This window comes from Allobosea sp. GW823-FHT02B03 (genome assembly GCF_058797755.1).
Map to the genome: position 1 here is coordinate 389,778 of NZ_JBXAJY010000004.1, position 20,065 is coordinate 409,842.

Sequence of the window (20,065 nt, forward strand, 5' to 3'; positions counted from 1 at the left end):
CCGGTCAGACCGGCAGCGCGTCGTCCTTGGCGATGGTCTGCTGCAAGGCGGGCCGTGCCAGCATCCGCTCCATATAGGCCTCGAAGACGGGCAGGCGCGGCAGGGCGCCGATGATGTTCATGCCGAAATGGATGCCGCTGCCGAGCTGGGTGTCGGCGGCGGTGAAGCGCTCGCCGGCGGCATAGGGGTGGGCGGTCAGCCGCTTCTCGAGATTGGCGACGGTGTCGGCGTGCGAGCCGAAGGAGAAGCCGCGGGCCTCATAGGCGAAGTTGTGCACCTTGGCGGCGATGATCGGGTCGAGCACCGCGTCGGTGTAGACCAGCGCGGTCAGGAAGGCGGCGCGGTCGGCATCGCCGATCGCGGGGGCGAGCCCGGCCTCGGGAAACCGCTCGGTGAGATAGAGGCAGATCGCGGCGCGCTCGGTGACGACCGTGCCGTCATGGACGATCGCCGGCACCTTCTTGTGCGGCTGGATGCTGCGGTAGCTTTCCGGCGCGCCATCCTTCGCGCGGATGTCGACCAGTTTCATCTCATAGGGCTGGCCGAGTTCCTCGAGCAGCCAGAGGATGGAGAAGGAGCGTGACTGCGGCGAATGATAGAAGGTCAGCATGGCGATGTCCCTTTCGGCGTTTCCTCAAGCCATGGACGCGCTGATAGGGTTGCCAAGTGTCAGTAGTTGTCAGGATCGACCCGGACCCGCCAAAGCGTCGGAACCGAAACGCGAGTGGGCAGGGATTGCTCCCTTCGGCATCGGCTGAGGAGGCTATTTCCTGCGCGCCACGATGAAAGGACGGCTGTCCTTCCCCTTGCTCGCATGGCGTTCCACGCTCAGCACTTCGAAGCCTGCGGCCGCGATGCGAGCGCTGAGGTCCTCCGCACTGAAGATGCCGGCATAGGGTGCCTGTCCGATCATCTGCATGAGGGGCAGGACAAGTCGGATCAGCGGGTTCATGTCGCCGAGGCAGGGAGTCTTGGAGACGAACAGCCCGCCCGGCGCGAGCAGTGCATGGACGCTGCGCAGCGTGCCGCCGAGGTCACGGACCAGATGGAGGTAATTGAAGGCAAGGACGGCATCGAAGCGAGCGCCCTCGGATGCAACGGCCTCCGCCGTCGCTGCGCGGAAGGCGAGACCGGGAACCGGGCCGGCGGTGCGCTTCTCTTCGGCGATTGCGATCATCCCGGAGGATATGTCCGTCGCGAGGTAGGATCCGACCCCGTCGGCCAGTCGCAGCGCCGTCGTTCCGGTTCCGCAACCCAGCTCCAACACCGTGTCGCCGGGCTTCAACAGGGCGCGAACCCGCTCCAGCGTGCGCTCGTATCCGGCCTGATCCGAAATGCGAGACCTCGCATAGCGTCTTGAAGATCGGTCCCAGAAGCGGGCATCGCTCGCCGTGCTCATGCGTCTCTCCCTCGCGATGCGGGCTTAGCACAGCTGCCGCTAAAGGCTCATGGTTTCCGACTGCGCTATCCCGTCGTCGCACGCTGCCGTCGGCGCTTGGGGGGAGCCAGGGTTGACCCGGCTTTCCCAAGTCCGGTTAAATCCCGGCGGGGGGCGTTGCAGGGATGATCATGCTGCGCGCCATTGTCTTGACTGCCGCCGCTCTCGCTTTCGCTACGCCTGCGTCGGCCTATTCCAACCCGATCAGCCGCGGGCTCGCGGACTTCCTCAACATCTTCAGCGAGCAGCCGGTGCCGCGCCAGGTCGTCCCCTGGAACGGAAAGCAGGCGCCCGGCACGGTCGTGGTCTCGACCAGCCAGCGGCGGCTCTACTACGTGCTCGGCCGGGGGCAGGCGATCCGCTATGGCGTCGGTGTCGGCCGGCAGGGTTTCAGCTGGTCGGGCACGAAGACCGTCTCGCGCAAGCGCGAATGGCCGGACTGGCGCCCGCCCGCAGCGATGCTGAAGCGCCGGCCCGACCTGCCGCGCTACATGGCGGGCGGGATGGAGAACCCGCTCGGTGCGCGGGCGATCTATCTGGGATCGAGCCTCTACCGGATCCACGGCTCGAACGAACCCGACACAATCGGAGCTGCGGTCTCTTCGGGCTGCATCCGGATGACCAATCGCGACGTGATGGACCTCTATGATCGCGTCAGGCCCGGGACGAAGGTCATCGTACAGCGCTAGAGCATATTCGGGCGAAGGAGGCCCGGTTCGCGCGAAGAAAATGCTCTAGCCGTCGCTATGACCCCGCCTGATGCGGCGGACCATGCTCCAGACTCCGAAGAGCGCGAAGGGGACGAAGAGCGCGGTGGCGATGCCGACATCGACCGGCAGATAGCCGGCATCCTTGGCGCCCTTGGCGAGGTAGCCAAACAGGCTGACGACGTAATAGCCGATGGCGGCGACTGAGAGCCCCTCGACCGTCTGCTGCAGGCGCAGCTGCATGCGGGCGCGCTCGTTCATCGCTGCCAGCAGGTCGCGGTTCTGCTGCTCGAGCGCGACGTCGACGCGGGTGCGCAGCAGGTTGGCGGCGCGGGCGAGCTTGCGCGACAGGTCGGCCTGGCGGTCCTGCAGCATCTGGCAGGTACGCATCGCCGGCGCCATGCGCCGGGAGAGGAAGGCGGCGATGGTCGGCCAGCCGCCATAGGCGACCTCGTCGATCGCCGCCAGGCGCTGGTGGACGATGTTGTCATAGGCGCGGCTGGCGCCGAAGCGGTAGTTCGAGGAAGCGGCCTCCGACTCCATCGGCGCGGCGAGCGCCGTCATCTCGTCGAGCAGGGCATTGTCGGCCGCGAGCCCGTCGGTCTGCGTCATCGTGCCGGCGATGCGCACCAGCGCCTCCTCCGTCGCCCGCACGGAAGGGGCGAGGCGCTGCGCCTCGGGCAGGCCGAGCAGGGCCAGCACCCGGTAGGTCTCGATTTCGAGCAGGCGCTGCGCCAATGCACCGGCACGCGAGGGCGTCAGCGCCCGGTCGAGCACGAGGATGCGCACGAACCCGTCCGGGCAGGGCCGGAAATCGGTCGCGGCGAGCGCGGCCTCGCCATCGACGAGCGAGGCGGCGAGGCTCGCCGGGTCGAAGATCTCTTCGAGCGGCGGAGCCGCTCGTTGCGGCAGGAGATGCAGGTCGACGGCGACGAGATGCGGCCCCGGCTGCGGCAGCTCCAGCATGAAGTGCTGCAGCGCGCTGCTGGCGGGTGTGAAGGGAGCACCGCCATTGCCCGGCAGCTCCCAGCTATAGGTGGTGAACTCGCTATGCTGCTCCCAGCGCAGGCCGATCTCGCCGAGCCGGGCGCGGTGATGCTTGGCGCCGTCGGCAGGGGCTGCGACGCCGCGCCCCTCGCAGAAGCGGGCGAGTGCCTCGCGATCGGCATTCGCCTGCGCCTGATCGGTCATGAAGGCGAAGTGCAGCAGGCGCCGAGGCGTCTCCAGCGGCGCGAAGGGGCGGGCATGGATCTCGGCGAGGATCGCATCGCGCGAGGGATGTGCGCTCAGCGTCGGGGCCGGCCTTGCGTCGGTGCGATCCATGCGATGTGCCCCCGCAGCGGCGGCTCTGCGGCCGAACTCCGCGTCCGTGGTCGAGCTTGCCGCAAAGCCCCGAGGACGAAAAGATCGCCATGGCGTCGCATGCCCGGCCGGGCTGGCTCCGGCCATGGCTGCGCGGTATCGTCCCGCAGCCAGCTGGGGATGTCCGCCATGACCTCGCGAATCCGGCCTTCGGGCATGCGCACGTGCTGCTGCTGACGCGATCCGGCGGCGACCGGAATAGGTTCGCAGGCATCACCTTCGCCGCTCATCCATCAGGAGCGCCCGTGCCCCTGCCAAACCGCATCCGCCCCGATGGTTCGCTGTTCGCCGATCCGGCGCGCGGCACGCTGTTCGGCAATCGCGGCGGCAAGTTCCATGATCCGGCGACGCAGGCGCTGCCGCAGCGCTTCTATGCGACGAAGCAGTGGATCTGCTGCGTGCTTGCCTTCAAGGGCCGGCAGCGCGAGGTCTGGGGCCGCTACTACACCGAGCTGTTCTTCTGCGACGAGGTCACCGCTTTGGCGGCCGGGCACCGGCCCTGCATGGAGTGCCGGCGCAAGGCTGCGCTCGCCTATCGCGACGCCCTGGTCGCCGGGCTCGGCCTGAAGGAGCTGCCGCTTTTCCCCGAGATCGACGAGCGGCTCGACAGCGAAAGGCGCGACGGCCGGAAGAAGCGCCTGCACGAATTGCCGGCCGAGGGGCTTCCGGACGGGGCGATGCTCGCCACGGCCGAGGGCGAGTTCCTCGCCTTGCGCGGCGACACGGCGCTGCTCTGGTCGCCGGCAGGTTATCTCGCGGCGCGGCCGCGGCCGGCCGGGCCGGTCGCCGTCCTGACGCCGCCTGCGTCGCTGGCGGCGCTTGTGAACGGCTATCAACCTCTCTGGCACCCAACCGCCGCCAAACTGGCCTGAAACGCCGCCTCCCTCCCTTGTCATTCGCCTCCGTTGCCGCAACGTCGCGCCCGTGGATCGCCGACAGCGAAGGCGCGTGCTCGGTCGATCCGGGGGGAGATATCCATGTTGCGCAAGACCGTTTGGGCGCTCGCATTCCTGCTCGCCGGCTTCGGCGGGGGGCCGGCCATGGCCGGGGCGCTCTCGATCACCGATGCCGATCCGGTGGCGGTCGTGACCATTCCCGATGCCTGGACGAGCAGCAAGATCGCCCGCGGGGTCGAGATCAAGACGCCGGACGACGAGATCTATCTCTGGTTCGAGCTGGTCGCGCCGGGCGAGATCGACACGGTCCAGAAGGAGCACAACGGCTATTTCGACAAGGAGGGCGTCACCATCACCGGCGCCTCCGAGACGATGAAGCAGGAGGTCAACGGCAAGGCCTGGTCCTTCACCGAGCTCAAGGCCAAGAGCAAGGATGGCGACTCGATCATCCGCTACATCGCGATCAACCCGAACGTGCCGAGCGGCAAGATCATCATGATGACCTATTGGGCCTCGCTCGACGGCCACAAGGAGCACGACGCGGCGATGAAGAAGCTGATCGACAGCCTCGCCTTCAAATAAGCGTCGGGCCGTGAGCGCGCGCACCGCAGCTTCCGCGCGGCCCGCCGTTCCTGACGGGCCGGGAACCTTCAGGGGGCCTGCGACGTTGTCCCGCCATCATCACCGATGGCAATCAAGGGGGCAAATCATGCGCTCGATCGCATTGTGGCTGCTTGGGATTCCGATCCCGATCATCATCCTGATCTGGCTCTTCGTCCGCTGACCTTGGTCCGCTGACAGGAACTGACAGAATAAATTGCTATGGCCGGGCGCGTCCCGGCCATATTCTTTTGCAGGAAGAGTCGCGCAGGCTGGGCGGAGCTGCGTGACATCGCCTCCACCCGATTGCCCTGTCTCTCCAACAGCGTTCCGCCATGCAGCCGATCATCCAGATTTCCGGTCTCTCGAAGACCTATGCCTCGGGCTTCCAGGCACTGAAGAGCGTCACGCTCGATATCAGGCGCGGCGAGATCTTCGCCCTGCTCGGGCCGAACGGCGCCGGCAAGACGACGCTGATCAGCATCGTCTGCGGCATCGTCAATCCGAGCACCGGCACGGTGCTCGCCGACGGTCACGACATCATCGCCGATTACCGCGCCGCGCGCAGCCGCATCGGCCTCGTGCCGCAGGAACTGACCACCGACGCCTTCGAGACGGTCTGGGCGACGGTCTCGTTCAGCCGCGGCCTGTTCGGCAAGCCGAAGAACCCTGAAATCGTCGAGCAGGTGCTGCGCGACCTCTCGCTCTGGGACAAGCGCGACAACAAGATCATGACGCTGTCCGGCGGCATGAAGCGGCGCGTGCTGATCGCCAAGGCGCTGGCGCACGAGCCGCAGATCCTGTTCCTCGACGAGCCGACGGCGGGCGTCGACGTCGAACTGCGCCAGGACATGTGGAAGCTGGTGCGGCGTCTGCGCGACAGCGGCGTCACCATCATCCTGACCACGCACTACATCGAGGAGGCCGAGGAGATGGCCGACCGGGTCGGCGTGATCAGCAAGGGCGAGATCATCCTGGTCGAGGACAAGGCGGAGCTGATGCGCAAGCTCGGCCAGAAGCAGCTCACCCTGCATCTGCAGGCGCCGCTTGCCGCGGTGCCCGAGGCGCTCGCGGGCCATGGGCTGACCTTGCGCGCCGATGGCACGGAGCTGGTCTACAGCTACGATACCAAGGCCGAGCGCACCGGGATCACGGCACTGCTCAGCGATCTCGGTGCGGCCGGCATCCGCTTCAACGACCTGCAGACCAGCCAGTCCTCGCTCGAGGACATCTTCGTCGGCCTTCTGAGGGCGAACGCATGAGCGCCGCGACCATGAACCTGCACGCGATCAAGGCGATCTACCTGTTCGAGATGGCGCGGACCTGGCGCACGCCCCTGCAGAGCATCCTCTCGCCGGTGATCTCGACCTCGCTCTATTTCGTCGTCTTCGGCGCGGCGATCGGCTCGCGCATGCAGGCGATCGACGGGGTGCCCTACGGCGCCTTCATCGTGCCGGGGCTGATCATGCTCTCGCTGCTGACGCAGAGCATCGCCAACGCCTCCTTCGCGATCTATTTCCCGAAGTTCACCGGCACGATCTTCGAGCTGCTTTCGGCGCCTGTCGCCTGGTGGGAGGCGGTCTTCGCCTATGTCGCGGCGGCGGCGACGAAATCGGTGATGCTCGGCCTGATCATCCTCGTCACCGCCTTCCTGTTCGTGCCCCTCAAGATCGAGCACCCGCTCTGGATGCTGCTCTTCCTGGTGCTGACCGCGACGACCTTCAGCCTATTCGGTTTCATCATCGGCGTCTGGGCCGATGGTTTCGAGAAGCTGCAGGTGGTGCCGCTCCTGATCGTGACGCCGCTCGCCTTTCTCGGCGGCTCGTTCTACTCGATCGACATGCTGCCGCCCTTCTGGCGGGCGGTGACGCTGTTCAACCCGGTCGTCTACCTGATCAGCGGCTTCCGCTGGAGCTTCTTCGGCTTCGCCGATGTCGGCATCGCCGTCAGCCTGACCATGACGCTGGTCTTCCTCTGCGCCTGCATCGCGGTCATCGCCTGGATCTTCAAGACCGGCTACCGGCTGAAGAACTAGGGTCGGATCCCGAGGGCGTCACATCCGTCCTCGCCTGATGGTGAGCGAAGCGCGGAGTCGGTCTGGCCTCGGTCCTGTGCCGACCCCTCGAGCGAAACCTGCCCGACGATGAGTCGAAGCAAGTCGGGGCGGGAATAGTGGCCGCCGGCATCGACTGCGGATTTGGCGGCGAGAACGGCCTCCATCGAGCCTTCGGCGAGCAGGATGGTCTCGCCTTCGGCCGGGCCGGCGATGATCTCGCCGCGGGGATCGATGATGCAGCTCTGGCCCGTGTGCTCATAGGTAGCGAGCTCACGGTAGCGCTCGGGTACGTCCGCGGTCGTCCGGATGCCGGCCGCGCAGATGACATAGCACGCCGCTTTCGAGGCAAAGGCACGCGAGAGCAGGTGCTGGCGCGGCCAGATGATGTCGGGATAACGCGGCGCCTGGGCGGGCTCCCGGCCTGGCCAGGCCGCGACATGTATCTGAGTGCCTTGGGCTGCCAGGGCCTGCCCCGGCAGGAAGAGATTGTGCTCCCAGCAGTTCAGACCGCTGATCCGGCCATAGGAGCGCTGGTGCACCCTCAGGCCCTCGGCATCGCCATCGCCCCAGACGGCGCGCTCGACATGCGTGCCCTTGAGTTTGCGGTGCCGCCCGAGGATGCGCCCCTCCTGTCCGATGAAGAGCAGCGTGCAATAGACGGTCCCGAGCGTCGCCGTGTCACGTTCCACCACACCGATCACCACGTCGATGCCGCCCTCCCTGGCGGCGGCGCAAAGCCGGTCTGTCGCCGGCCCGGGAATCTCGATGGCGTTGGCCTGATACTCAGCCATCGCCTGCCAGCTCAGCGGGCGGAACTCCCCGTCGGCGAAGAACGGGTAGCCGTGAAGCCAGGCCTCGCCGAACGCTGCGATCGTGGCCCCGGCCACCGCGGCCTCGGCGATCAGCCGGCAGGCCTTTTCCGTCGCGGCGTCGCGGTCGAACAGGATCTGGCGCGCCTGGATCGCCGCGAGCGTGAAACACCCTTCGACTGCCATGACCGTCTCCCATTGCGCTGCCTGGAACACGTTTCCGAAACGATGGTAGCTGCCTGCTGACATAACGAAATCAAAACTGCATTATTCCCGGCATAAGCGACCGTTATCGAGGGGCAGATGCCGCGAAACCTCGACATCGCCCTGCTGCGTGCCTTCGATGCCGTCGTGGCAGCCGGCGGCATCACGGCGGCCGCGCGCCTTCTCAACCTGACGCAGGCTGCGGTCAGCCTTCAGCTGAAACGGCTCGAGGACAGCTTCGGCTGTCGCCTCGTCGAGCGGGGCCGCGCCGGCATCCACCTGACTCCTCAGGGAGAGCGACTGATCGGGCAGGCGCGTCAGCTGCTGCGCCAGAACGACGAGGTCTGGGCGGCGATCGGCAGGCCTGCCTTCGCCGGCGAGGTTAGGCTCGGCATGCCGTCTGATCTCGTGCGGCCGTTCGGAACGCCGATCCTGCGGCGTTTCGATCGGGCCTGGCCACAGGTGCGTGTCGTCATCGTTTGCGATAGCAGCGGCCGCCTGCTCGAACAGCTCGATCGCAGGGAGATCGATCTCGCAATCGTCGTCCAGAGCGCCGACACGACAGGCGGCGAGACGTTGCGGGTCGAGCCTCTAAGCTGGGTCGGCGCGCGCAATGGAACGGCCCATCTGCGCGAGCCGCTGCCGCTTTCGACAGGCGACGATACCTGCCCGCATCGCCCGGTCGCGTTGAAGGCGCTGGCGGCCGCGGGACGGGACTGGCGCTGCGTCTGCGAGGTTGCGAGTTTCGAAGCGATCTGCGCCCCGGTCGAAGCCGATATCGCCGTCTCGCCGATGCTGCCTTCGACGGTGCCGGAATCGCTGGCGGTTCTAAAGGAGTCGATCGGCCTTCCGCCGCTGACCGACTTCCTGATCAATCTTTACCTACCGCGTGCCGGCGCAAGCGACGCAGCCCTGGAGCTGGCCCGCAACATTCGCGAACTGCACGGCGGGTAGCCCGGCGCAGTCCGCTCAGGCTGCCTTGATCTGCGTGAAGAAGGTGTCGAGCTCGCCGCGCAGCGTCGCCGCCTCGCGGGCGAGGTTCTCGGCGGTGCGCAGCACCTCGGCGGCCGAGCGCATCGCCTCGTCGGAGGCGGCGGTGACGCCGGCGAGCCGCTGCGCCACGGTCGCCGCGCCATGGGCGGTCGCCTGGGCGTTGCGGGCGATCTCGGAGGTCGTCGCGCGCTGCTCCTCGGTCGCGTCGGCGATGGCGCCGGTCTGGTGCGAGACGTCGCTCATCGTGCGGGTGATGGTGCCGATCGCACTGACGGCGCCCTCGGCCTCGCCATGGAAGGCCTCGATCTGGCTGGCGATGCCGTTGGTCGCCTCGGCGGTGCGGCTGGCCAGCGTCTTCACCTCGGCGGCGACCACGGCGAAGCCGCGCCCGGCCTCGCCGGCGCGGGCGGCCTCGATCGTGGCGTTGAGGGCGAGCAGATTGGTCTGCTCGGCGATGTCGCGGATCAGGTCGATGACGGTGACGATCTGTTCGGAGGCGCGGGCGAGATTGCCGACATGGCGGCTGGCGCCGAGCGCCTCCTCGCTGGCACCGCCGACCATCGCATTGGCGCGGGCGACGCGGGCCGAGATCTCGCTGATCGAATCCGACAGGTTCTCGGCAGCGGTCGCGACCTGCTGGACATTGCCCGAGGCCTCCTGCGAGGCGAACTGGGCCCGGCCGATCTCGGAGGTCGCGGCGACGGCGAGGCCGTTCAGCATGCGTGCCGCGCTCTCCAGCGACTGGACGCCGCCGCCCACGGTCTGGAGCGCGCCGGCGAGCCTGGCGTCGAAGGCCGCGACGATCTCGTCTATGCGCCGCTGGCGCGCGATCCTTGCCTCCTCGTCGCCGGCAGCGGCGGTTTCCAGCAGGGCGCGGGCGCGCGCATTGTCGCGGAAGACTGCGACCGAGCGCGCCATGTCGCCGATCTCGTCGCCGCGCTCGACCAGCGGAATCTCTTCCACCGGCTCGGCCGCCGCCAGCGCCCGCATCGTCGCCGCAAGCCGCAGCAGCGGTCCGGCGATACGGCGCTGGACGATGAGCAGGGCAAGCGCCAGGCCCGCGGCGATGGCGAAGGCGCCGGTGCCGATCAGCAGGCGCGAGCTGCTCTGCTGCATGTGCACGAGTTCGGTATCGAGGGAGGCGCTGTGGGCATCGTTGCTGCCGGCGAAGCGCTTGAGCGTTTCGTTGAGCGCCTTGCGATTGTTGCGATTGGCCTCGTCGTCGCCCATCGCCCGGGCCGCCGCGATCGAGCCTGTGCGCGCAAGGCGCACGATCTCGCGGCGGAAGGCGATGAACTCCTCGACGCTCTTGGCCACGGCCGTGAAGCTGTCGCGATCGCCGGAGCCGATCAGCGGCTGCCAGTCCTGCATCAGCACGTCGATCTCGCGCAGCCCCTGCAGCAGCAAAGGAATGAAGCGTTCGGCGTCGGCAGCGTCCGCGCTCATGTAGATGCCGCGCGATTCCATCACGGCGCCGTTGACCAGGCCGTTGATGCGCTCTGCGATGGCGGCGCGCTGCGAGGCCGCCTGCATCTCCCGCGTCATCATCGCATAGCGTTCGAGCGTCTGGACGCCGACGGCGATCGCGAGTGCCGCCGCCAGGGCGAGCAGCAGCACGGCCGCGAGGATCTGGCTCGATATCGTGCGCAGCATGGCCATCGGTTCTTGGGCGCGCCTGCCGCGACTTTCCCCCTGGCGCGCGGCGTGAAACCGTCGAGCAGTCAAGCCGGGTTTGGTTAATATTACGTTCGAGCGACCGGAAATCGCCTGATCGGGCAGGTGCATGGCGATTGACTCAGGCGCCGCCATCCTGTCTCAACCACGCCATGACCGATCTTCAGACCATCGACGGCGCGGCGGCTGCCGCGGCGCCCCATGCGCGCCGGCGCACCTTCGCCATCATCTCGCACCCGGACGCGGGCAAGACCACGCTGACCGAGAAGCTGCTCTATTTCGGCGGCGCGATCCAGCTCGCCGGCGAAGTCAGGGCCAAGGCCGGACGCCGCCAGACCTCGTCCGACTGGATGAAGATCGAGCGCCAGCGCGGCATCTCGGTCGTGACCTCGGTGATGACCTTCGAGTATGGCGGGCATGTCTTCAACCTGCTCGACACGCCGGGCCACGAGGACTTCTCGGAGGATACCTATCGGACCCTTACGGCGGTCGACAGTGCCGTCATGGTGATCGACGCCGCCAAGGGCATCGAGGCGCGCACCAAGAAGCTGTTCGAGGTCTGCCGCCTGCGCGACATTCCGATCGTGACCTTCATCAACAAGGTCGATCGCGAGACGCGCGACCCGTTCGACCTGATCAACGAGATTGAGACGACGCTGGCGCTCGACGTCGCGCCAATGACCTGGCCGGTCGGGCGCGGGCGCGAATTCGTCGGCACGCTGGATTTCGCCTCGAACACCTTCCGCCGCAACCAGAAGGGCGACGAGACCGATGCTGGCACGCCCGTCGCCGGCGAGGACGACAAGCTGTTCGACGAGCTCCTGCCGAACGGCGCGGTCGACAGCTGGCGCGAGGAGGTCTTCCTGGCGCGCGAGGGCCTAAAGCCGTTCGATCTCGCGGCCTTCCGCGAGGGCCATCTGACGCCGCTCTATTTCGGCGCGGCGCTGCGCGACTATGGCGTGCGCGACCTGATCGACGCGCTCGGTCGCCATGCGCCGAGCCCGCGTGCCCAGATCGCCGACAAGCGCGCGGTCGAGGCGGACGAGCCGAAGATGACCGGCTTCGTCTTCAAGATCCAGGCGAACATGGACCCGAACCATCGCGACCGCATCGCCTTCATGCGTGTCTGCTCGGGCAAGCTCTCGCGCGGCATGAAGGCGAAGCTGGTGCGCACCGGCAAGCCGATGCCGCTCAACGCGCCGCAGTTCTTCTTCGCCCGCGACCGTTCGATCGCCGAGGAGGCCTATGCCGGCGACATCGTCGGCCTGCCCAACCACGGCACGCTGCGCATCGGCGACACGCTGACCGAGGGCGAGGAGATCATCTTCAAGGGCGTGCCCTCCTTCGCGCCGGAAATCCTGCGCCGCGTCAAGCTGAAGGACGCGATGAAGGCCAAGAAGCTGCGCGAGGCGCTGCAGCAGATGGCGGAGGAGGGCGTCGTCCAGCTCTTCCTGCCGCATGACGGGGCGCCCGCCATCGTCGGCGTCGTCGGCGCGCTGCAGCTCGACGTGCTGAAGGAACGCATGGACGTCGAGTACTCGCTGCCGGTCGATTTCGAGCCCTGCCAGTTCTCGATCGCGCGCTGGGTCTCGAGCGAGGACAAGGCGGCGCTGCAGAAATTCGTCGCGCTGAAGCCGTCCTCGATGGCTGACGATCTCGACGGCGACCCGGTGTTCATGGCCTCGTCGCAGTTCACGCTGAAATACGACGCCGAGCGTGCGCCCGACATCAGCTTCTCCGATGTGAAGGACTACCAGAAGGTCGCCGGCGGCTGAGGCCGCGACCCGACGGGGGCAGCTGCAGGCATGGATTATGGCATCATCTGATGCTATGAATGATGCCGGTGGAGAAGGCGATGCGAACGACCGTCACTCTGGACGATGAGCTCGTCGAAAGGGCTCAGGCCTATACGGGGATCACTGAACGCTCGATGCTGCTGCGCGAGGCGCTCACCGCGCTCATCCAGCGCGAGGCGGCGAGACGAGCGATAAAGCTGGGAGGCTCGGACCCGGATGCCAGCGCCGCGCCACGCCGCCGCCTGCCTGCGGCGTGATCCTCGCTGACACTTCGGTCTGGATCGACCATCTGCGGCGGAGCGAGGCGCGGCTCATCGCGCTGCTCTCGGACAATCAGGTCCTCATGCACCCCTTCGTCGTGGGCGAGATCGCGCTCGGTTCGCTGGCAAGGCGCGGCGCGGTCATCGAGATCTTGGAGGAGCTGCCCCAGGCTGCCGTCGCGACACATGGCGAGATCATGGCTCTGGTCGAGCGGGAGCGCCTGAACGGGCTCGGGATCGGCTATGTCGACGTCCACCTCCTGGCCTCGGCGCGACTGGCCGGGGCCGGCCTCTGGACGCGTGACCAGAGGCTGCTTTCGGCCGCGGAGAAGCTCGGCCTGGCGACCGGGTAGACGCCCGAGCGGGGCCTCAGCCGCGCCAGCGGGCGAGCGCGTCGGCGATGGTCTGGTTGCCGGAGACGCCCTTCTCGAAGGTGATGATGCCGCGCCGGCCGGAGGCGAAGCGCACCGGCAGGTCGATCCAGGACCTGGACTGCAGCAGATCGAGATTGCGGTCGGATTCGATCTGGACGTTCGACAGCGCCGCCACGAACAGGTTCTCGCCGAGCGCCGAGGCGATCGCCGAGAGCGGCGCGCCGCGCTCGCTCTCATCGGTCTTGAACTGCGGCACGCCGACCTCGCGGATCGCGTCGCTCGCCGCCTCGCCGGTGGTGGTGAAGCGCATGCCGATGATGTGCGAGGCCGGGAAGGCCTGGTCGGTGTTGCGCCGGATGGTGAAGTCCAGTGCGAGCCCCGCATCGGGAACCTCGACGGTCGCGCGCACGATGGTCTCGACGGGCTGGCCCTGGCCGACCGTGTCGCTGTCGAGCCGCCAGAAGACGCGGCCGGGCACCGTGCGCGGCTGCTGCGGCGCCTCGGGCACTTCGATATAGAGCACGGCGCGCTGTGCGACGGCGATGTCGCTGGTCTGGCCTGGCGTGCCCGGGGCGCTGCGCGCATTGCCGGGCTGGGATGCCGGCGTCTCGGGCGTGCCGGCACGTTCGCTGATCTTGCCGGAATGCTCGGGCTGGGCCGGCTGGGCCGGCGTCTCGGTTCGCGGCCTGGCGGTCTGCTCCGGCTGCGGATTGATCTTGTTGACGTAGTAGGCGGCGCCCGCGATCACCGCGACGGCAAGCGCGACGCCGACACCGACGACCGCGGTGCGGATGTGGCCCGGATTGACGCTGCGCGCGCGCGGCGGGGCGACGCGGGGGCGGATCGGCGCGGTTTCCTCGCGCAGCGGCGGCTCTTCGAAGCGGGCTTCGTCGGCTGCGGCTGGGACTGGAGCGGGGCGCTCCGCCTGCGGCTCCGGCCTTGCGGGCGGCGTCGGCTCGGCGCTGCGCCGCTCGCCCGACGGCTGCGGCGGGAAGCTCGGCTCGATCGCTTCGGCGAGCGCGATCTCCGCCTCGATGCGCGAGACCGCTTCGTCGAGTGACAGCCGCTCGCGGGTGATGTCGGCTTCGGAGAGCGGCGGGTCGAGGCTGCGCAGCTGGGCGAGCAGGGCGGCGCGGGCACGGTCATAGACCGCCCGGCGCGCCTCGGGCGACTTGTCGGTCAGCCCGGCGATCGCCCGCGCCAGAATGGGGTGAAAATCGGCCATTGGCCTCAAATGTCCGTGTTGTCCCGGTCCGTCAACCCTCGAACGGGTTCTGGACCAGGATCGTATCGTCGCGCTCCGGGCTGGTCGAAAGCACGGAGACCGAGGCGCCGATCAGCTCCTCGATGCGCCGGACATACTTGATCGCCTGGGCCGGCAGCTCGGCCCAGGAGCGGGCCCCGGCGGTGGAGCCTTCCCAGCCGGGAATGGTCTCGTAGATCGGCTCGACGCGGGCCTGGTCGCTCTGGCCGGCCGGCAGATGCTCGAGCACCTGACCGTCGAGGCGGTAGCCGGTGCAGACCTTGATCTCCTTGAAGCCGTCGAGGATGTCGAGCTTGGTCAGCGCGATGCCGTCGATGCCGGAGGTCTTGACGGTCTGGCGGACGAGGCAGGCGTCGAACCAGCCGCAGCGCCGCTTGCGGCCGGTGACGACGCCGAATTCCTTGCCCTTCTGGCCGATCAGCTCGCCGATCTCGTCGAAGAGTTCGGTGGGGAAGGGGCCTTCGCCGACGCGGGTGGTGTAGGCCTTGGCGATGCCCAGCACATAGCCGACGGCGGACGGGCCGAGGCCGGAGCCGGTCGCAGCCTGGCCGGCGACGATGTTGGAGGAGGTCACGAAGGGGTAGGTGCCGTGGTCGACGTCGAGCAGGGCGCCCTGCGCGCCCTCGAACAGGATGCGCTTGCCGGCGCGGCGCTCGGCGTCCAGCAGGGCCCATACCGTGTCGGCATAGGGCAGGATCTGCGCGGAGATCTCGGTCAGCTGCGCGAGCAGCTCGGCGCCGTCGACCTCGGCGATGCCGAGCCCGCGGCGCAGCGCGTTGTGATGCGCCAGCAGCCGCTCGATCTTGGCTTCGAGAACGGTGCGGTCCTTGAGGTCGATGACGCGGATCGCCCGGCGGCCGGCCTTGTCCTCATAGGCCGGGCCGATGCCGCGCTTGGTCGTGCCGATCTTCAGCGTGGTGTTCGAGGTCTCGCGGAAATGGTCGAGCTCGCGATGCAGCGGCAGGATCAGGGTCGCATTGTCGGCGACCCGCAGATTCGCAGGCGAGATTTCGACGCCCTGGGCGCGCAGCCGGGCGATCTCCTCGACGAGGTGCCAGGGGTCGACGACGACGCCGTTGCCGATCACCGAAAGCTTGCCCGGGCGCACGATGCCGGACGGCAGCAAGGAGAGCTTGTAGACGACGCCGTCGATGACGAGCGTATGGCCGGCATTATGGCCGCCCTGGAACCTGACGACCACATCGGCCTGGCTCGACAGCCAGTCGACGATCTTGCCCTTGCCCTCGTCGCCCCACTGGGCGCCGACCACGACCACGTTCGCCATGGTGGTGACCTTTCTCTCGCTGCCGAAGCCCGTTCCGCGGAAGTGGGATCACTTCCGCAACCGGACCATGCTCCAGGTTGGGCCGGCGCGAAATCCCATCGTCCGGCCGATTCGGGCCAAAGCGAAAGCACACCGGCGCAAAGCGCCCGCACAAACGAAAACCCCGGCGCAAGGCCGGGGTTTCGGGGAGGTCCTTGCAACCCCTCTTCCTCCAAGAGCATGGCAAGGTCAAGGCTGAGACCGGGAAAGCCGGGGAAAGAACTGGCCCGGCCGCTTGCCGCTTCCGCCTGCGGCTGCGCGGTGGCTGGCCATATGAGGGCGACGTTTGGTCGCCCCCGTCGCAGCCTCGTCCCGCTCCGCGGTTCCGCGCTTGACCTGTGCTCGCGTCGACGGACGAAGGGCAGCCCTGCGGTTATCGCTGTTGCGGGGGCGGGCGGGGAGGATTAACCCGGCGCCATCCGTCACCTTGGGGCCCGCCAACGATGCAACCGATCGCCATTTCGACGCTGACCATCTGCGGGATCGAGGAACTGCCGGCGCAGAGCCAGCGCCGCGTCAGCCATGTGCTCTCGCTGCTCGATCCGGATCTGCCGGAGCTGCAGTCCTTCGTGGCCTATGACGCGCATGAGCGCACGACATTGCGCTTCCACGACATCATCACGCCGCAGGAAGGCCGCGTGCATCCCACCGAGGCGCATGTCGACGAAATCCTCGACTTCGGCGCCAAGCTGCGCGAGTCCGCGCTGAAGCGGCAGGAGGGGCACCTGCTCGTGCATTGCCATATGGGCATCTCGCGCTCGACCGCGGCGATGCTGTCGCTGATCGCGCAGGTCCATGCCGATGAGGGCGAGGACGCACTGTTCGCGCGGCTGCGGGCGATCCGGCCGCAGGCCTGGCCGAACTCGGTGATGATCGGCTTCGCCGACCAGGCGCTGAAGCGCGGCGGCCGGCTCACCGATGCGCTGCGCCGGCATTATGCCCACCAGCTCGAGGCCCAGCCGCGCTACCGCCAGTGGATGGCCGATCTCGGCCGCAGCGCCGAGATCGAGATGGCGGGCTGAGTACGCTCGTTCCCTGTCAGAGCCGGCAGAGCTCGCCGGCTTCGGCCGCTGGCCAGTCCCGAGAAGCATGGCGGTTTTGCCGTTGCCGCAGAGGGAGATGGCGGCGATCGGCCCTATGAATTCAAGGGACGGTGGCTGGCGATGGCATGAGCCATGCCTGCAGAAGAACGCCGCCGGCAAGGGGAACGCGACCATGACGAAGCTCGACGACTGGCTCGGCCAAAACCATGCCGAGTTCACGGCGATCCGCCGCGACATCCACGCCCATCCCGAGCTCGGCCTGGAAGAGCATCGCACGGCCAAGCTCGTCGCCGACAAGCTGCGCGAATGGGGCGTCGAGGTCACCGAGAATATCGGCCAGACCGGTGTCGTCGGCGTCATCCGCGGCAAGGGGCCGGGCCAGCGCGCCATCGGCCTGCGGGCCGACATGGACTGCCTCGCCCTCGAGGAGCTGACCGGGCTGCCGCATGCCTCGAAGTTTCCCGGCCGGATGCATGCCTGCGGCCATGACGGGCATACCACCATGCTGCTCGCCGCCGGGCGCTATCTTGCCGAAAACCGGGATTTCGGCGGCACGGTCAACCTGATCTTCCAGCCGGCCGAGGAGGGCCGCGGCGGCGCCAATGCCATGCTCGCGGACGGGCTGTTCGAGCGCTTCCCCTGCGACGCCATCTACGGCCTGCACAACACGCCGGGCGTGCCGGCCTCGCATTTCGGCACGGCGGTCGGCCCCTTCCTGGCGGCGGCCGATTCGTGGCGGGTGACCTTCCGCGGCGTCGGCGGTCATGGCGGCTCGCAGCCGCATCGCTCGACCGACATCACCTATGCGCAGGCGCATTTCGTGCTCGGCCTGCAGGGCATCATCGGCCGCAATGTCGCGCCGCTCGACACGGCCGTGATCAGCGTCGGCTTCATCCATGGCGGCGACGAGAACGCCTCGAACGTCATTCCCTCCGAACTGGTCATCGGCGGCACGGCGCGGACCTATTCGCAGGATGTGCGGGCTCTGGTGGAGCGGCGCATCGCCGAGCTCGCGGCTGCGACAGCGCAGGCCTGGGGCTGCGAGGCGGACGCCCATTACCATCGCGGCACCAGCCCGCTGGTCAACGCGGCCGAGCAGGTGAAGGTCGCGGTCGCAGCGGCCTCGTCCGCCGTCGATCCCGCGCATGTCAACGGTCAGATGCTGCGTGGCACGGGCGGCGAGGACTTCGCCGAGATGATGCTGGTCTGCCCCGGCGCCTTCATGCGCATCGGCAACGGCGTCGAGGCGGATGGCTCCTTCAAGGGCCTGCACACCCCGCTCTACGACTTCAACGACGCGATCATCCCGACCGGCGTGCGCTACTGGGTCGGCCTCGTCGAGCAGGAACTCGGCCAGGGCTGGCAGGCCGTCGCGGCGGAGTGACACCGTCATGGTCGGGCTTGTCCCGACCATCCACGTCTTCCCTCAAGCAATGCGGTGTTCAAGACGTGGATGCTCGCCACAAGGGCGAGCATGACGGGTAGACCTGCGCGACCCCTCATCCGCCCCTTCGGGGCACCTTCTCCCGCAAGGGGAGAAGGGAGCGAGCTACCGCCGCGTCTGGTCGAAGACGACCTCGCGGTCGCCGGGATACTTGATCCGGTAGGCGAGGCGGATCTCCTTCTGCGCGCCGGGAGCGAGCTCGAAGCTCCAGGCCGAGACGCCGCGCTTGTCGCCGACCTGCTTTTCGGTCGGCGGCGTGCTCTGCGATAGCAGTTCCACCGTGATGGCGCTGTTCTCCGAGAATGGCACCCGCTCGGTCACGGTCAGCTTGACCGGCTGGGCGTGCAGGCTCTTCACCACCGTCTTGAACTCGCGCTGGTCGGTGCGGGTTGCGCCGAGCCAGCCGGAATCGTTCTCGCGCCGGCGCACCGGCACGCGCGTCACCTTGAGGCGGTCATCGGCGCCGAAGCCGAGCTCGACCTTGTCGCCCGGCGCGACCTGCCGGAGGCGTCCCTTGCCGATATAGGCGCCGTCGCGGTGGAGATAGACCTCGCCGGCCAGCAGCGGCGCCTCGTCCTCATGGCTGAAGCTGGCTTCGAGATAGGCCTTCTCCTCCAGCTCCGGCGTGGCGCGGGCCGAGAGCTCCGGCCTGACCTTGCCTTGCGTCAGCACGACTGCCTTGCTGGAGCCGTCCGGCGGGATGGAGACCCGGCCCGGGACGATGAAGCTCGCCTGATAGGCACCGGCGCTGACGCTGGCGGTCTGGACCTCGGCCTGCTGCTTCTGGAGGGCGTCGGCGGCGGGTTCGGGCGCGGCGGGGGCGGGGGCGATCGCCAGAGCGGGCGGCCGGGCGGCGCGTTCGGATTCCTGCCGCAGGGCCCGCGCGCGCTCCTCGTAGACCACCGGCGGCTCGTAGAAGGCGATGCGCAGCGGGTTGAGCTCCGGTGCCCGCGTGCCCTGCGCTGAGCGAGTCGTCGATAGCTCCACAGCGACCTCGCTCCAGTCCTCGCCGGTGCGCTGGCGCAGTTCGGCACGGCGGGTGAAGGCGATCTCGGCGCCACCATTCAAGTTGCCGGTGGTGAGCCTCGCCTCGTAGACCGGCAGCCAGCTCGCGCCCGAGACACGGTAGCTGACGGCGATCTCGGCCGCGACCGGCGCCTTCGCCTCGACGGCGATGGCGACCTCGCGCCTGGGCTGGCCGGCGCGCGCGCCGTGCGGGCGGGCCTTTTCCAGTGCCGCGATCTCGGCCTCGGCATCGGCGATGCGGTTGCGCAGGGTCAGCAACTCGCCCTGGACCTTGACCAGAGCGGTGCCGATCGCATCGAAGATCGCCGGCCAGTCGCCGACCGGCAGCGCCTTGCCGTCGGGGCCGAGCTTGTCGGGGCCGGTCTTGCCGAAATTCTCGATCGTCGCGCGCTTGGCCTCGACGGCGCTGACCTGTCCCTCCAGAGCGGCCTTCTCGCCCTGTAGGGTCCTGATCTTGCCTTCGAGGGCGGCGTCGATGGCGGGGCGCGCCTCGCCGGGAACCTGGCGGACATCGACGGAGCCGATCGCGAAGGGGCCATCGCCCTGCGCCTCGACCCGGATCGAGGCGGGGTCGATGCCCGCCGGCAGGCCGCGCAGCACGATCTGCGAGACGCCCTGCAGAAGCGACGCCTTGCCGAGGCGGGTGACCAGGGCTCCGTCCGGGTAGACGGTGACGCGGTCGATCTTAGAGGCGAGCTCGACCTCGGAGGCGCCGGCGAGGCCCGGTGCGAAAATCAAGGCTGCGGCCAGTCCGGTCTTCATCATCATGCTGTCCCCCGACAAATCACGCGGCCG

At 68.3% G+C, this 20,065-nt stretch carries 19 protein-coding genes; 11 read left to right on the plus strand and 8 right to left on the minus strand.

Going from position 1 to position 20,065, the window contains the following annotated elements; genetic code table 11:
- Positions 1-4 precede the first annotated feature (4 nt).
- Together AC1REK_RS15450 and AC1REK_RS15455 are read right to left on the minus strand one after the other, a co-directional pair.
- Entirely contained in the window at positions 5-610 is a 606-nt protein-coding gene (locus AC1REK_RS15450) for a glutathione S-transferase family protein (protein ID WP_492269365.1), read from the minus strand.
- A gap of 153 nt (positions 611-763) precedes the next feature.
- Positions 764-1,399 (minus strand): class I SAM-dependent methyltransferase, encoded by a 636-nt coding sequence (locus AC1REK_RS15455; protein ID WP_327520884.1) that lies wholly within the window; start codon positions 1,397-1,399, stop codon positions 764-766.
- A gap of 170 nt (positions 1,400-1,569) precedes the next feature.
- On the opposite strand from AC1REK_RS15455, the gene AC1REK_RS15460 reads away from it, so the two are divergent.
- Positions 1,570-2,127 (plus strand): L,D-transpeptidase, encoded by a 558-nt coding sequence (locus AC1REK_RS15460; protein ID WP_327520885.1) that lies wholly within the window; start codon positions 1,570-1,572, stop codon positions 2,125-2,127.
- A 45-nt stretch (positions 2,128-2,172) separates the two neighbouring features.
- On the opposite strand, the gene AC1REK_RS15465 is transcribed toward AC1REK_RS15460, so the two are convergent.
- The gene (locus AC1REK_RS15465; RefSeq protein WP_492269364.1) at positions 2,173-3,468 is read right to left on the minus strand and encodes a DUF3422 family protein; all 1,296 of its coding nucleotides are present in this window, start codon (positions 3,466-3,468) and stop codon (positions 2,173-2,175) included.
- A gap of 284 nt (positions 3,469-3,752) precedes the next feature.
- Here AC1REK_RS15465 and AC1REK_RS15470 point away from each other — a divergent pair, with 284 nt between their 5' ends.
- The 4 genes from AC1REK_RS15470 (at position 3,753) to AC1REK_RS15485 (ending at position 7,038) form a co-directional block, all read left to right on the plus strand.
- Complete coding sequence (locus AC1REK_RS15470) at positions 3,753-4,379, plus strand: hypothetical protein (RefSeq protein WP_492269363.1); 627 nt, start codon at positions 3,753-3,755, stop codon at positions 4,377-4,379.
- A 105-nt stretch (positions 4,380-4,484) separates the two neighbouring features.
- Entirely contained in the window at positions 4,485-4,985 is a 501-nt protein-coding gene (locus AC1REK_RS15475) for a hypothetical protein (RefSeq protein ID WP_492269362.1), read from the plus strand.
- 353 nt (positions 4,986-5,338) lie between these two features.
- Positions 5,339-6,265, plus strand: coding sequence for an ABC transporter ATP-binding protein (locus tag AC1REK_RS15480; protein ID WP_492269361.1), 927 nt, complete (start codon positions 5,339-5,341; stop codon positions 6,263-6,265).
- Positions 6,266-6,276: 11 nt separating this feature from the next.
- Entirely contained in the window at positions 6,277-7,038 is a 762-nt protein-coding gene (locus tag AC1REK_RS15485; RefSeq protein WP_066478225.1) for an ABC transporter permease, read from the plus strand.
- Here AC1REK_RS15485 and AC1REK_RS15490 read toward each other — a convergent pair.
- Positions 7,035-8,084, minus strand: coding sequence for a carbon-nitrogen hydrolase family protein (locus AC1REK_RS15490; RefSeq protein WP_492273803.1), 1,050 nt, complete (start codon positions 8,082-8,084; stop codon positions 7,035-7,037). The genes AC1REK_RS15485 and AC1REK_RS15490 overlap by 4 nt on opposite strands.
- 87 nt (positions 8,085-8,171) lie before the next feature.
- On the opposite strand from AC1REK_RS15490, the gene AC1REK_RS15495 reads away from it, so the two are divergent.
- On the plus strand, positions 8,172-9,026 hold the full coding sequence (locus tag AC1REK_RS15495) for a LysR family transcriptional regulator (RefSeq protein ID WP_492269359.1): 855 nt from the start codon (positions 8,172-8,174) through the stop codon (positions 9,024-9,026).
- A 15-nt stretch (positions 9,027-9,041) separates the two neighbouring features.
- On the opposite strand, the gene AC1REK_RS15500 is transcribed toward AC1REK_RS15495, so the two are convergent.
- Entirely contained in the window at positions 9,042-10,718 is a 1,677-nt protein-coding gene (locus AC1REK_RS15500) for a methyl-accepting chemotaxis protein (protein ID WP_492269358.1), read from the minus strand.
- A 173-nt stretch (positions 10,719-10,891) separates the two neighbouring features.
- Here AC1REK_RS15500 and AC1REK_RS15505 point away from each other — a divergent pair, with 173 nt between their 5' ends.
- The 3 genes from AC1REK_RS15505 (at position 10,892) to AC1REK_RS15515 (ending at position 13,148) form a co-directional block, all read left to right on the plus strand.
- Positions 10,892-12,514: a peptide chain release factor 3 gene (locus tag AC1REK_RS15505; protein WP_492269357.1), complete on the plus strand. Its 1,623-nt coding sequence runs from the start codon at positions 10,892-10,894 to the stop codon at positions 12,512-12,514.
- Positions 12,515-12,594: 80 nt separating this feature from the next.
- Positions 12,595-12,792 carry a type II toxin-antitoxin system VapB family antitoxin gene (locus tag AC1REK_RS15510; RefSeq protein ID WP_492269356.1) on the plus strand — a complete coding sequence of 66 codons (198 nt, stop codon included), beginning with the start codon at positions 12,595-12,597 and terminating at the stop codon, positions 12,790-12,792.
- Entirely contained in the window at positions 12,789-13,148 is a 360-nt protein-coding gene (locus AC1REK_RS15515; RefSeq protein WP_492269355.1) for a type II toxin-antitoxin system VapC family toxin, read from the plus strand. Before AC1REK_RS15510 ends, AC1REK_RS15515 begins: the two co-directional genes overlap by 4 nt.
- Positions 13,149-13,164: 16 nt before the next feature.
- Here the strand turns inward: AC1REK_RS15515 and AC1REK_RS15520 are convergent, their stop codons facing one another.
- Both AC1REK_RS15520 and AC1REK_RS15525 read right to left on the minus strand, forming a co-directional pair.
- The gene (locus tag AC1REK_RS15520) at positions 13,165-14,394 is read right to left on the minus strand and encodes a histidine kinase (protein ID WP_492269354.1); all 1,230 of its coding nucleotides are present in this window, start codon (positions 14,392-14,394) and stop codon (positions 13,165-13,167) included.
- A 31-nt stretch (positions 14,395-14,425) separates the two neighbouring features.
- Positions 14,426-15,718 (minus strand): adenylosuccinate synthase, encoded by a 1,293-nt coding sequence (locus tag AC1REK_RS15525; protein WP_492269353.1) that lies wholly within the window; start codon positions 15,716-15,718, stop codon positions 14,426-14,428.
- 482 nt (positions 15,719-16,200) lie between these two features.
- On the opposite strand from AC1REK_RS15525, the gene AC1REK_RS15530 reads away from it, so the two are divergent.
- Together AC1REK_RS15530 and AC1REK_RS15535 are read left to right on the plus strand one after the other, a co-directional pair.
- Positions 16,201-16,779, plus strand: a complete 579-nt coding sequence (locus AC1REK_RS15530) for a tyrosine phosphatase family protein (protein ID WP_327520897.1) — start codon at positions 16,201-16,203, stop codon at positions 16,777-16,779.
- A gap of 193 nt (positions 16,780-16,972) precedes the next feature.
- Positions 16,973-18,184, plus strand: a complete 1,212-nt coding sequence (locus AC1REK_RS15535) for an amidohydrolase (RefSeq protein WP_316019327.1) — start codon at positions 16,973-16,975, stop codon at positions 18,182-18,184.
- Positions 18,185-18,349: 165 nt separating this feature from the next.
- On the opposite strand, the gene AC1REK_RS15540 is transcribed toward AC1REK_RS15535, so the two are convergent.
- On the minus strand, positions 18,350-20,038 hold the full coding sequence (locus AC1REK_RS15540; RefSeq protein ID WP_492269352.1) for a mucoidy inhibitor MuiA family protein: 1,689 nt from the start codon (positions 20,036-20,038) through the stop codon (positions 18,350-18,352).
- Positions 20,039-20,065 lie beyond the last annotated feature (27 nt).

What these genes read in the sequence shown, in the direction of transcription:
- AC1REK_RS15450 (WP_492269365.1), bottom strand. Translation starts at nt 610, where the DNA reads ATGCTGACCTTCTATCATTCGCCGCAGTCACGCTCCTTCTCCATCCTC.
- AC1REK_RS15455 (WP_327520884.1), bottom strand. Translation starts at nt 1,399, where the DNA reads ATGAGCACGGCGAGCGATGCCCGCTTCTGGGACCGATCTTCAAGACGC.
- AC1REK_RS15460 (WP_327520885.1), top strand. Translation starts at nt 1,570, where the DNA reads ATGCTGCGCGCCATTGTCTTGACTGCCGCCGCTCTCGCTTTCGCTACG.
- AC1REK_RS15465 (WP_492269364.1), bottom strand. Translation starts at nt 3,468, where the DNA reads ATGGATCGCACCGACGCAAGGCCGGCCCCGACGCTGAGCGCACATCCC.
- AC1REK_RS15475 (WP_492269362.1), top strand. Translation starts at nt 4,485, where the DNA reads ATGTTGCGCAAGACCGTTTGGGCGCTCGCATTCCTGCTCGCCGGCTTC.
- AC1REK_RS15480 (WP_492269361.1), top strand. Translation starts at nt 5,339, where the DNA reads ATGCAGCCGATCATCCAGATTTCCGGTCTCTCGAAGACCTATGCCTCG.
- AC1REK_RS15485 (WP_066478225.1), top strand. Translation starts at nt 6,277, where the DNA reads ATGAACCTGCACGCGATCAAGGCGATCTACCTGTTCGAGATGGCGCGG.
- AC1REK_RS15495 (WP_492269359.1), top strand. Translation starts at nt 8,172, where the DNA reads ATGCCGCGAAACCTCGACATCGCCCTGCTGCGTGCCTTCGATGCCGTC.
- AC1REK_RS15500 (WP_492269358.1), bottom strand. Translation starts at nt 10,718, where the DNA reads ATGCTGCGCACGATATCGAGCCAGATCCTCGCGGCCGTGCTGCTGCTC.
- AC1REK_RS15505 (WP_492269357.1), top strand. Translation starts at nt 10,892, where the DNA reads ATGACCGATCTTCAGACCATCGACGGCGCGGCGGCTGCCGCGGCGCCC.
- AC1REK_RS15510 (WP_492269356.1), top strand. Translation starts at nt 12,595, where the DNA reads ATGCGAACGACCGTCACTCTGGACGATGAGCTCGTCGAAAGGGCTCAG.
- AC1REK_RS15520 (WP_492269354.1), bottom strand. Translation starts at nt 14,394, where the DNA reads ATGGCCGATTTTCACCCCATTCTGGCGCGGGCGATCGCCGGGCTGACC.
- AC1REK_RS15525 (WP_492269353.1), bottom strand. Translation starts at nt 15,718, where the DNA reads ATGGCGAACGTGGTCGTGGTCGGCGCCCAGTGGGGCGACGAGGGCAAG.
- AC1REK_RS15530 (WP_327520897.1), top strand. Translation starts at nt 16,201, where the DNA reads ATGCAACCGATCGCCATTTCGACGCTGACCATCTGCGGGATCGAGGAA.
- AC1REK_RS15535 (WP_316019327.1), top strand. Translation starts at nt 16,973, where the DNA reads ATGACGAAGCTCGACGACTGGCTCGGCCAAAACCATGCCGAGTTCACG.
- AC1REK_RS15540 (WP_492269352.1), bottom strand. Translation starts at nt 20,038, where the DNA reads ATGATGATGAAGACCGGACTGGCCGCAGCCTTGATTTTCGCACCGGGC.